Below are 10,236 nucleotides of genomic sequence, written 5' to 3' on the forward strand. Positions count from 1 at the left end.
GGGTGAGTAACGGGACTTGAATGCGTTACTCATGCCGCTTTTACCTGCGCAAACGCAAGGTGAGCCTGCCGATCCTTGCTGATTTGTGGCAGTACGCGGAACTCTTTGACCCCCTCGTGAGTCTGGTGTGCACACCCCAGAACCCCACGGACCCCCGCGGCCAGAAACACCAACACACCCCGCCCTCCGAAGAGAGCGGGGTGCGTGGCTTGGCGGGTCGTGAGTGCTAGGGCCTAGGGGCACTTCCGCACGGCGGTGCGACCGAAGCGGGCGGTGCCGAGCGCGCCGAAGAAGATCGACATGCGGGCCACGGTGGTGCCTGCCGGGATCTGGATGGGCGGCGAGGCCAGGACCCCCTTCGCGGGTCGCCCGAGGACGTGGGCCTCGGACACCGGACTCAGGGACGTGCCGATGTGCTGGATCGTCCCGCCGTTGAGGCACAGGATCTGCATGTCCAGCCGTCCGTCCGTCCACCCTGCGGCGTCGGTCTCGAACTCCACGAAGCCCTGCACGACGTCGCCCGCTGCCCACGAACCAGCGCGGAACTCCTTGAGCATGTGGACGCTCGCGGTGTTCACGCTGCGGGCGGAGACGGCGATCTGCTGCCAGTCACCGAAGCCGTCCGCGCGGGCGACCTTGGACATCGCGGCGGTCATGGTGCCGCCGCTCGCGGAGGCGTACCACCCCTGTGCGACCTGCCCGGTGACGCCGGCCCCCATGCCGCCGATGGTGCCGGTCATCAGGGGCAGGTCCATCAGGTTCGACAGGTCTGTGGTGTTTAGGGTCGCGCACGGGTCGGCACCCTGCGGGATGAACTTCGCCAGCGCCGCAGCGAAGGCGTCGGCCACGGTGAGCGCACCCAGCGAGGCGGGGTGCACGCCGTCCGGGGCCATCCCTGCGGCGTAGAGCCCGGTGAGGGGGTTCGACCACGGGAGGGACCAGTCGACGAGGATGAAGTCGGCGGGGTTGGAGGCCGCGAACTGCCGGATCAGGGTGTTGAGCGCCGCTGCCTCGTTGCGCTGCCCGGAGGTGAACGAGTCACGCGGCGGGCAGGTGGTGGCGATGACCTTGGCCCCCAGCGCCCAGGCCTTGCCCCACAGGGTGCGCTTGTCGGCGAACGTGGCCGCCGCGCTGACGCCGGTCCCGATGCTGTTGGTCGCGCCGGCCTCGATGTAGACGGACGGACGCAGCGGGGCGACGGTGGTATCGAAGCGGGCGAGCTGCTGCGCCACGGTGGTCCCCGAGACGCCGACCTCGTGCCACGTGGCGCGCTGCCCGAAGGCGATCATGGCGCGTGCGAGGTAGCCGTCGCCGCGGTAGGCGGCGGTGCGGGACGCGCTGGACCCGGTCCACGGGGTGGTCACGAAGTTGTTGTCCGTGATCGAGTCGCCGTCCGCGACGATGGTCGGGAACGCGGCCCGCGCCTGGTTGTCGGTCAGGACGGTCCACGTCGCGGCAGCGGTGCGGTTGGCGATGGCGAGCGGCTCGACAGCGGTGTCGACGGCTGCCTCGATCGTGGCCGAGAGTGCGCCCCCCAGCTCGGTCTCCGGGTCGACCGCGAGTGTCGCCGCCGCCCCGTCGAGGTCGCCGACAACGACACTGACAGCCTGCTCGGCGGCCTCGGATGCGATCGTGGCCGATGCTGCTGCGGCCTGGGCGGCTGCGAGGGCGATGGCGGACTCAGTCGGCACGGTGGCCTCCGTTCGTGTGGGGTGTGGGGTCGAAGGGGGGGTGTGGCTAGATCCGGAGCCAGGCCGTGCCGTTGGAGACGACCGTCATCCACTCGTACTGCGCCAGGGCTCGCGTGGCCGACCCATCGATCGTCAGTCCCCCACCGCTGACCGTGCATCCGCCGCCCGCGACGGCCTTGATGACGAATCGCTGACCGGCTGGCGCGCTGGCGGGGAGGGTGATCGTTCCCGTCGCGCCGACGATGACGGTGTGCTGGTCGAGGGTCATCGTGACGGGCAGGGACGCGACCGCCTCGTAGGGCGGGACTTCCGCGCCGCTGTCCCGGCGAACCGTCGCCCCCTTGGTGGGAGTGACGACCGTCCCCGACTGTGACGCGTTCTTCGGGATCCACCCGACACGGTGAGCGGTGCCGCCAGAGATGCGGAGGTGCGCCTTGCCGCCCGCCAAAGTGGCCGAGCCGTAGCTGCCCGACATGTCGATGTCGACGGCGTTGCTGGTGGCGCCCCCGGTGCCCGTGCCGAACCGGAAGAGGTCGTCGGCGTAGGCGCTCGAGTCGTAGTCGATGACGTTCTTGACCCGCACCACTGCGGCCCCGCCGACGTGGATCATGCCGCCGTGGTTCTGCTCGCCGATGATCTTCTCGAAGGTCATGTTGACGATCGGGGAGCCGCTGTCGGTGTCGGCGCGAAAGAACGGGGTGGAGGCGCACTCGTAGGAGTGCCACTCGCCGCCCTCGATGTGGATGTTGTTGGTGCCTGCGCCCGCCTGGCCCACGATGTCAAAGGCGGGGACTGTCGCGGTGGTGTTGCGCATCAGGAGGCAGTCGCGGAAGGTTAGGCCGAACAGGTTGTAGATGTTCGCCTTGAGGATCGAGGCGCCGTTGACGCCGGGCTTGATGTTGCACCGCTCGAACGTGGTGTGGATGAAGCCGCCGGTCCCACTGACGTCGAAGAGGTGGCTCGCCGTGCCACTGTTGGTGATCTGCGCGTCGCGGAACACTGCCGACTGCATGAGCGTGGACCCGGACACGAGAACCATGTTCCCGGCCGTCCAGTTGAGGATCGTCTGCCTCCCACGACCCGACACCTGAAGGTGGTTGCGGGCCGGGAGGGGCGCGGAGAAGTTGAACGTGCCGCGGTCGGGGAACGCGACGAACACGGCGTTGGTGTGCTCGGCGAAGAGGGCGGCCATCGCCGCGTCGTTCTGTGCGGCGGTGTTGGTCGACGCGACGCCGTGCTGGCGGACGTTGATCTGGGTGGGGCCGACCTTCCAGACTGCGCCGCCCGTCTCGGTGGAGTCGGTGATGTCGGCCGCGATCGTGGCGTCCAGGGTGGCCGCGGAGAGCCGTCCCGTCTCGACCGTGGTCTGCACCGCCTTGGCCGCGTAGGAGGCGGCGTGGCGGGCGTCCTGCTGGATGCGGAGGGCGCTGCCAGGGTCGGCGTCAACGGTGGCGATGAGCTCGTCGGCGGTGTCGGCGCCCACAAGGTCGCTGGCGAGTTCCGCAGCAGCAGCAGCGGCGGTGGCGGACGCGGCGGCTACGGTGGCAACGGCCTGCATCTCGTCGCGGAACGCCGAACGCCACGTCGCGGTGATGGCCGGGACGTCGAGGTCGAGGTCGGCCATGGTCGCCGATGCGGTCAGCTCGAACGGACCCGAGCGCCACAGGTCCCGCCCACCGTTGCCGCGGTTGCCGCCAACACCCCGAGCGAGCGGGTAGTCGACGATCACCTCGTAGTAGTAGTCACTCGGGCTGGTCGCGGCGTTCGTGGGCCACAGGTCGGTGAAGGTGTAGGTGCCGTCAGTGGCGACGTCGGCCGGGGCGTTGCCGAACCGCTCTTCGTTGGAGTCGGGGTCGGCGATCCGGGCGATGGGTCCGTTGGCGTCGCAGGCAACGATCCAGACCTTGGTGCGGCGGGTGTCGGTGATGTTGCCGATGCGGTCGTGGACGTTGCCGGTGAGGGTGATCGGGGTGATGGGCATGAGTGGCGGGCCTGTTCTGTTGGCGGGGCCGGGGTGGTTCTAGGTCAGTTGCGGGACAGGAGGTCGCGGAAGGCTGCGAGTCGGTCGCCGCGCAGCACCCACGACGGCGGGTTGCCGAGCGAGCCGTCAGTGGGAAGGTCCTGCCGGTTGTTGGCGGCGCTGTTGAAGATGCACGCGATCGCCCACGGTCCGGCCTTGAGGACGTCCCACGCGGCGTAGATGTCGGCAGGGAGGACGGCATTCCACTCACCGACAGCGAGGGGCTTGCCGGGTGCGACACGGGCCGCCCACGACTCGAACTTCGCCATCTTCACCGCGGCAGGCTCGCCGGGGTTGGTGTTGGTCTTGCCGTCGTAGAAGTCGCCGCCGAGGAAGTCGCAGGCGTTGAGCAGGGCGGGCGTGTAGTAGACAGCGAGCTCGGCGTCGTTGAGCGCGGCAGCCTTGGCCTTGACTCCCCACGGGAAGCCGTTGTCGGTGGTCCCGAGCTTGTGCTGCGGGCCGGCGAGGGGCTTGACGATGTTCATGGCGCGGACGTTGGCGCGGGACCAGTCGACGAGCTGCTGCGGTGTGGAGATCCCACCACCTCGGGGCTCGTGGTGGAAGGACCCGAACGTGGGGAAGTCAAGGTCGGCGAGTGCGTTGCCGAGGTCGCGGAACCGGGCGTCGTCCTGCCCGGATGCGGCGGCCTGCCAGGTGGTGTTGAACTTGAGTGACCAGTAGGGCACGACGCCGCGCTCGTGGGCCTCGCGCAACTTGCTGACGAGCGACGAGACGTTGAAGCCGGGGACGAAGATGCGGTGGGCCTCGACCGGGCCAGTCTCGCGGACTCGTGCGTCGTAGTCGTCGGTCGACATGCCGAGCAGCACGGAGCGCGGCGGGGTCGGCGGCACCTCAGGCTCAGGCTTCACGTCCGGGTGTGCCTCGCGGTAGGCGTCATACTCAGCTCGCAGCGCGTCGAGTGCCACGCGCCCCTCAGCCTCAGCAGCAGCGCGCCCCTCGGCCTCGCGGTCGTCGCCGTACTGGGTGGCAGCAGAGAGGACGGGGCCGAGGTCGGTGGCCATCACTCACCAGCCGGGTGCGTGTTCGTGTTGGCCGCAGCGATGCCGTTGATGATCGCGACGACAGCAGCCCAGAGGCCGAGTTCCGCGTCGCCGACGTAGCCCTTGGCGAAGAGGTAGGCGGCGACGGCAGACCCGAGGGCGGCGACGACGTACAGGACGAAGCGCACGGTCGGGTTGAGGTTGATGGTCGGCATCTAGGACTCCTTGAGGTTGGTGACGTAGCGGCGGTGCAGGGCGTGGCCGACGATGCGGCCGACGTGGAAGGCGCAGGAGGCGCGGAGGATTGCGCGGGCAGTGGTCATGTGGCCTCCAATGCATCCGTGGCGAAAAGTGCTACAGAACTGTGGCGCGTAGTGCTACAGTGCATAGTGTGAACATGACACAGAAGGCGGCACTGAGTGACGGCGACAGGTGGCGGCTCGAGGTGGCAATGAAGAAAGCCGAGGAGGCCAAGCGCGACGCCGAGTTGGCGCGCGCGATCGTCGTGGAGATGATCGACAAGTCCTCGTATCGCGAGGTCGCAAGGCTCACGGGCCTAAGTACGAATACATTGCAGCGGTGGAAGCGGGAGGCGGGGAAGTGAGTCGCTGTCCGAGGCGATCCGCCGATTCCTAGAGAGGTATGTGCGATGAGCGAGCAGGCAAGCATCCAAGAGGGCGACTACGCGGTGATGCGCGTCAAGGTGGCGCGGGCGAACGACGAGCAGGCATTCATCGAGTTCGCCTCAATGGAGGGACCGTTCTCGATTCGCGTGCCCCTCTCGGAACTTTTGAAGGTCAGCCAGTGAGCGAGCAATCCACCGAGAATGACCGCACCGTGGGGGACGTGCTGGCCACGTTCGTACAGGCCGCCGATCCGGGTCTAGCCGCGGACCTGCGCGCCGCCGCACGTGCCGAAACTGCCGGGAATGACGCTCGCTGCTTCCGCGAGTGGCGCGATCGCAACAGTGTTCGCGTCCACATCTGCATCGGCAGCGGCGAGCACGAGTGCTACTGCGGAGCCTGCGGCACAAGCGTCATTCCCACCGCAAAGTCCTAGGGCAGCAGGCGGTACAGCACGGCCGGGTGATCCGACCCGCGACGCCCAAGCCGCTTGCCGCTGCCCCGAACCTTGCGCCGCATCGCCCAATCGACCTTCGCGCCAGTGGTGATCGGCCGCAGACCATGACGCGCCATGAAGTCGCGCATCTCGTCGACCTTCGCGTTCTGGTCGCCCACGATCAGCACCGGGGAAGGTGTGCTGATAGCGGTCGCGAGCAGGAAGTCCTCGGCCTCCCACGCGGGACGGTTCGCACCCCGTGTCTGGATGCCACCCGAGGGACCACCCGGCACGCGGTGGACGGCAACCAGGCGGAAGTTGGGCCAGTCGAGTTGCAGCCACTTGCGGCCCCGGTGCGCGATGCCTGCGTGAGGTCCACGCCAGGGAGTGTCGTGGCTGAGCTCGTTGACGGTCGGCTGCGGGAGGTCGCGGCGGACCATCACCACGACGTCGGACCCGCGCCGGTATGTGCGCCAGTCCTTGTGGAATGCCTCGCGGATGTCGTGGACGTAGCGGGTGGACTCGAGCAGCACGATCACGTCGGGACGTCGGAGTCGGACCCATGCCCAGAGTGCGAGGACGACGAGGGCGGGGCGACGTCCGACTCGCGCATTCCACGAAATTATGCGGCGGGGTCGCTTCATGTGCTCTCCATTTCGTGACGATGTGCGGTACGATTGAGCCATGACGACAAGCGATACGATTGGCCGCGTGCCGAGACCCCGCGGAGTGTTGAGCGACGAGCAGGCGCAGGAGTTGGAGGCTCGACGTCAGTTGCGCGACCACTGGACCGCCGCGTACCGAGAGTGGGTCGTCGGCCTCCTCGCTGACGGCTGCTCGTTCGGTGAGGTCAGCAAAGCGACCGGACTCAGCAAGGACACATTGCAGCGGTGGAAGCGGGAGGCGAAGTGATGCAGTCCGCCGAGAGTGAAACGCGCTGCCCCGTGTGTGGCGAGAATGGCGTGAGGGCGTGCATCGATGAGAGCGGGGATCTCTTGGCCTTCGACCACGAGGGCCGCCCGGCATTCTTTCCACCCGGCTTCGACCGCATCCTTCCCCCCGCAAAGCCCTAGCGCGCGTGGTTCTTCCGCGCCCGCTCACGGTTCTTCTTGAGCGCATCGGCGAGACCCGTGTAGCCGTCCGCCTTGGCCTGCTGGATCGCGGTGGTGATCTTGCGGAGGGTGCGGCGGATGGGCTTGCGACGGAGGGCGCGCAGGTTGGCGATCTCGCGAGTCACGTCGGAGCGGAACTGGATCATGTCGAAGTTCGGGTCGATCTTCCGACCCTTCGGCGTGGCGATCTCCTTGTGCCCTAGAGCGCGAGCCGGTGCGAGACCGTAGTGCTCGCACAGGGCAGCGACCAGACGCACATAGGCTGCGTACTGAGCGGGCGGCCAGGGGGAGACGCCGTCGTGCTCAGCCTCGATGCCGATCGCGTGCCAGTTGTCCTGCGCCGTGGTGAACGTCGCGCCCGCGTGGTAGGCGACACCCGCGGCGATCACGTAGACGGTGCCGTCGCGACCGAGGCCGAGCTGCGACAGTGGGCCGGGGAGATCCGAGCGGCCGTCGCGCACGACCCGCAACGAGGGGTAGTCGCCAGCAGCACTCTTCGGGGTGGCCGTGTGGTGGCAGGCGATCGTCTCGACGGCGGACAGGGAGCCGTGGCCGCGAGTGCGCCAACCGTCGATCTCGGTGACGGGGAGGCCGGACTTGCGGCAGGCGGCGGCGAGGTCGGTGAGCATGGTGCCTCCGATGTGAAGTTGGGGGATGAATCGCGCGGATGGTGAAGGTCAGCGCTTCCGACCGCGCCACCACTCATAGGCGAGAGCGACCAGTGCGAGGTTGGTCCCGACCGCAATCAGCGCGTAGACCGTCAGCCGCACGACATCGCGCAGGGCGTAGTCGTCGCCCAGCCACTGGTAGGCGAGCGAGATGTCGATGAGCAGCGCCAGGCCGACGCTCTGGGTCATCAGCGCCCACCCGAGGACGGTGCGGAACCATGCGTGACGGGCAGTCCAGGCGTACAGCACGGGGATGGCGGTAGCGGCAGGAGCGGCACACAGGACCAGCAGCACCGCGAAGTGATCGGCGCTCATGCGTGACCCTCTCGGTATAGAGCCCTGATGCGGGCGGTGTAGTTGTTCTCCTCGAGAAGCTGGCGACGTTCGCGCATCACGGACTCGACGCGCGGCTTCATGGCCTCGATCTCGTCGCGCTGCCTGACGGCCTCAGCGGATGGGGCCGGATCTCGCTTCCGGCGAAACCAGCGCATCACTCGTCATCACCCACGTGGGGGATGGAGCGGAGGAGTCGGTTGGTCGTCTCTTGACCCGTCAGCATCTGGGTCATCAGCCCCTTTTGCTCAAGCGAGTTGGAGCGCCAGACGTCACGGTCGGCGCGGATGTCCTCAGCCTCGCGGCGAGTGACCAGGCGGCCGGTGGCGAGCATCCAGAACAGGATGACCACGAGGCCCACCACTCCGACGCCGTTGACGAGCGCTGGTGGGATGGCTTCGAGTGGCATGTGTGGTCCCCCTTCGCGCCCCTCGATGCGTGAGGCGTGGGCCGCTGTGTAGTTTGTGGCGCAGTCAGCGCGGCTCGGTGGCAGCCGTGGTCGCGCTGGTTAGGCCCCGTAGCGATGCGCTGCGGGGCCGCTTGCATTTGGTCAGGGGCACTCGCCAGAGACGGTGCGGACCTGCATCCCGTCCCAGCACTCGGAGACGCCGGGGGTCGTGGTCTGCGCGGCGGGCTCGGACAGGTCTGCGATGTAGACGCCGCAGCCGAGGGTGCCGACGATGAGCAGGTTCACGGCGAGGCGGGTGGCGAGGATCCGAGAGAAGGTCACATGGACAGGTTCCCACATGGGTACCCAAAAGGGAAGCCGTATGGCATGATCAACGGGTACCCAATCCGAGGAGACCTACCGTGACGGCTACCCAGCCTGCCAAGATTCGCCGTGTGGCAAAGCCCCCGATGATCAAGAAGACGTACTACGTCCCCGTGCGGCTGTACGAAGCCGTGGTCGAGAAGACCGAAGAGCGCGAAGAGTCGGTGGCTGACGTCATCCGGCGGGCGTTCGAGCAGTACGTGGGGGAGGACGCATGACGGGCGCCAAGGTGGAGGCTGGTCGCGAAGAATGGCTTGGCGTGGACCTTCGGATGCACCTAGATTTCAAGCAAGAATGGCAACGATTGAGCCACTTGCGGCTCGCTAGAACTCCGGGCGGTTATCGAACGCACCTGCCCGACTGCCGCAAGGTTGTTGCCACCATCCGCGTGGCCGGCGAATGCATCGCCTGGCTCCGTGGAGCCGCCACAATCCCGTCTGGGAATGTGACGTATCCGATCCGAGTGGACGGCGATGCACCCGATTGTCATTGGTGTCTTGAGAGGGGCCAGCAAAGATGAGTCATGTGAATGAGGATGCGAGCGCGGACGACCGGGCATGGGAGCAAATGAAGGCCGAGGCTGAGTGGTGGGCAGCCAAGGAGAAGGAGTGGGCGGCCTGCATCTGTGGAGAGAGGCGGGCGGGTCCAAACTCCTTGCGCTGGGCATGCGCACACGAGTCCGAGGGACATCGCCTTTGGTGCGGGAGTCGACTGTCGTGATCTCTTGAGCCTTGCCTAGCCCGCAGCCCAAACCTCGCGAGCGGTGCGCGGCGCCTTGTTCACAGGCTCGAGGTAGATCGTGTCCTCGTCGGCCGTGTAGCGCGTCTTGCCGATCACGACGTCGAGGTACATGCGCCCCGAGTTCGCCGCGAGCTGAGGCAGACCGTAGACCCGCAGCATCTGGCCCCCGCGGATGTCGGCCAGGGGGGCGCGTGAACCGCCGACCGTGTTGATCTGGTCGCGCGTCAACGTGACACCGTTGACCCACCCGGAGCCAGCCTTGCGGGTCGCGAGGATCTGGTCGGCGATCGAGGTCGCCTGCGCGGTGGTGATGTTGCCGCGCTTGGTGAGGTCGACCGGCTCCTCGTCGCCCGTGGGGTCGCCACGGAAGACCGTGTCGAGCACGCCGCCCTCAAGGAACCGAGCAGCAATCGCCTTCGCCATGCCCTCGTTCGTGGCACCGAACGCAACCGCGCCAGGAGTGGTGATCCACATCGGCGCCGTCGGGTCCGCTGTCAGGAACAGGATCTGCCGGGCGTCGACACCCCAACGCTTGCCCGTCTGCTCGGCGTACTGGTCGAACAGGTCGCCAAGGGTCTGCGGGTCGCCCGAGTCGCCAGCGACCGTGCCCGCGATGCCGTCAGGGTTACCGACCGGCCAGCCACGGGCAGCGGCCTCTGCGATCGCCGTCGACAGGTCGCGAGTCGCAGCGCCCGAGCCGTCGAGGGCGAGCTTCTTCTGGAAGGCCAGCCCCTGCGCGTGACACTCCCACGTGGTGCGGTCAGGCTCGGTGAGGGTGCCGACGAACATGGGCTTGCCGGCGAGCAGGATCTCCACCAGCGCGCCCGACCGGAGCGCGT

At 67.8% G+C, this 10,236-nt stretch carries 16 protein-coding genes; 5 read left to right on the top strand and 11 right to left on the bottom strand.

The window, feature by feature from the left end; all coding sequences use genetic code 11:
* Window positions 1–233 precede the first annotated feature (233 nt).
* Genes DAE25_RS22020 through DAE25_RS22035 form a run of 4 tightly spaced genes read right to left on the bottom strand, consistent with a single transcriptional unit; the run spans window position 234 to window position 4,927 of the window.
* Window positions 234–1,691, bottom strand: a complete 1,458-nt coding sequence (locus DAE25_RS22020) for an SGNH/GDSL hydrolase family protein (protein ID WP_107768402.1) — start codon at window positions 1,689–1,691, stop codon at window positions 234–236.
* 46 nt (window positions 1,692–1,737) lie between these two features.
* Window positions 1,738–3,672: a hypothetical protein gene (locus tag DAE25_RS22025; RefSeq protein ID WP_107768404.1), complete on the bottom strand. Its 1,935-nt coding sequence runs from the start codon at window positions 3,670–3,672 to the stop codon at window positions 1,738–1,740.
* A gap of 44 nt (window positions 3,673–3,716) precedes the next feature.
* On the bottom strand, window positions 3,717–4,733 hold the full coding sequence (locus DAE25_RS22030; RefSeq protein WP_107768406.1) for a hypothetical protein: 1,017 nt from the start codon (window positions 4,731–4,733) through the stop codon (window positions 3,717–3,719).
* On the bottom strand, window positions 4,733–4,927 hold the full coding sequence (locus DAE25_RS22035; RefSeq protein ID WP_107768408.1) for a hypothetical protein: 195 nt from the start codon (window positions 4,925–4,927) through the stop codon (window positions 4,733–4,735). Before DAE25_RS22035 ends, DAE25_RS22030 begins: the two co-directional genes overlap by 1 nt.
* 176 nt (window positions 4,928–5,103) lie before the next feature.
* Here DAE25_RS22035 and DAE25_RS22040 point away from each other — a divergent pair, with 176 nt between their 5' ends.
* Genes DAE25_RS22040 through DAE25_RS22045 form a run of 3 tightly spaced genes read left to right on the top strand, consistent with a single transcriptional unit; the run spans window position 5,104 to window position 5,771 of the window.
* A complete protein-coding gene (locus DAE25_RS22040; RefSeq protein ID WP_159083894.1) occupies window positions 5,104–5,316 on the top strand; it encodes a helix-turn-helix domain-containing protein in 213 nt (70 codons plus the stop codon).
* A 45-nt stretch (window positions 5,317–5,361) separates the two neighbouring features.
* Window positions 5,362–5,520: a hypothetical protein gene (locus DAE25_RS23330; RefSeq protein ID WP_159083895.1), complete on the top strand. Its 159-nt coding sequence runs from the start codon at window positions 5,362–5,364 to the stop codon at window positions 5,518–5,520.
* Window positions 5,517–5,771: a hypothetical protein gene (locus tag DAE25_RS22045; RefSeq protein ID WP_107768412.1), complete on the top strand. Its 255-nt coding sequence runs from the start codon at window positions 5,517–5,519 to the stop codon at window positions 5,769–5,771. The genes DAE25_RS23330 and DAE25_RS22045 overlap by 4 nt, the downstream gene beginning before the upstream one ends.
* Here DAE25_RS22045 and DAE25_RS22050 read toward each other — a convergent pair.
* The gene (locus DAE25_RS22050) at window positions 5,768–6,457 is read right to left on the bottom strand and encodes an endonuclease/exonuclease/phosphatase family protein (RefSeq protein WP_107768414.1); all 690 of its coding nucleotides are present in this window, start codon (window positions 6,455–6,457) and stop codon (window positions 5,768–5,770) included. The two genes, DAE25_RS22045 and DAE25_RS22050, sit on opposite strands and share 4 nt — an antisense overlap.
* Here DAE25_RS22050 and DAE25_RS22055 point away from each other — a divergent pair.
* Complete coding sequence (locus DAE25_RS22055) at window positions 6,456–6,683, top strand: hypothetical protein (protein ID WP_159083897.1); 228 nt, start codon at window positions 6,456–6,458, stop codon at window positions 6,681–6,683. The two genes, DAE25_RS22050 and DAE25_RS22055, sit on opposite strands and share 2 nt — an antisense overlap.
* 157 nt (window positions 6,684–6,840) lie before the next feature.
* Here the strand turns inward: DAE25_RS22055 and DAE25_RS22060 are convergent, their stop codons facing one another.
* The 5 genes from DAE25_RS22060 to DAE25_RS22080 form a co-directional block, all read right to left on the bottom strand.
* Window positions 6,841–7,512, bottom strand: a complete 672-nt coding sequence (locus tag DAE25_RS22060) for a peptidoglycan recognition protein family protein (protein ID WP_107768418.1) — start codon at window positions 7,510–7,512, stop codon at window positions 6,841–6,843.
* 48 nt (window positions 7,513–7,560) lie between these two features.
* Window positions 7,561–7,866 carry a putative phage holin gene (locus DAE25_RS22065; RefSeq protein ID WP_107768420.1) on the bottom strand — a complete coding sequence of 102 codons (306 nt, stop codon included), beginning with the start codon at window positions 7,864–7,866 and terminating at the stop codon, window positions 7,561–7,563.
* Window positions 7,863–8,042 carry a DUF7620 family protein gene (locus tag DAE25_RS24385; protein WP_107768422.1) on the bottom strand — a complete coding sequence of 60 codons (180 nt, stop codon included), beginning with the start codon at window positions 8,040–8,042 and terminating at the stop codon, window positions 7,863–7,865. The genes DAE25_RS22065 and DAE25_RS24385 overlap by 4 nt, the downstream gene beginning before the upstream one ends.
* Window positions 8,042–8,293 carry a hypothetical protein gene (locus DAE25_RS22075; RefSeq protein WP_107768424.1) on the bottom strand — a complete coding sequence of 84 codons (252 nt, stop codon included), beginning with the start codon at window positions 8,291–8,293 and terminating at the stop codon, window positions 8,042–8,044. The genes DAE25_RS24385 and DAE25_RS22075 overlap by 1 nt, the downstream gene beginning before the upstream one ends.
* Window positions 8,294–8,434: 141 nt before the next feature.
* A complete protein-coding gene (locus DAE25_RS22080) occupies window positions 8,435–8,614 on the bottom strand; it encodes a hypothetical protein (protein WP_107768426.1) in 180 nt (59 codons plus the stop codon).
* A gap of 80 nt (window positions 8,615–8,694) precedes the next feature.
* Here DAE25_RS22080 and DAE25_RS22085 point away from each other — a divergent pair, with 80 nt between their 5' ends.
* Window positions 8,695–8,874 (top strand): hypothetical protein, encoded by a 180-nt coding sequence (locus DAE25_RS22085; protein ID WP_107768428.1) that lies wholly within the window; start codon window positions 8,695–8,697, stop codon window positions 8,872–8,874.
* A gap of 517 nt (window positions 8,875–9,391) precedes the next feature.
* Here DAE25_RS22085 and DAE25_RS22090 read toward each other — a convergent pair.
* Window positions 9,392–10,213, bottom strand: a complete 822-nt coding sequence (locus tag DAE25_RS22090; protein WP_159083898.1) for a hypothetical protein — start codon at window positions 10,211–10,213, stop codon at window positions 9,392–9,394.
* Window positions 10,214–10,236 lie beyond the last annotated feature (23 nt).

Origin of the sequence: Nocardioides terrigena (genome assembly GCF_003047265.1) — a bacterium.
GTDB classification, from domain to species: Bacteria; Actinomycetota; Actinomycetes; order Propionibacteriales; family Nocardioidaceae; genus Nocardioides; species Nocardioides terrigena.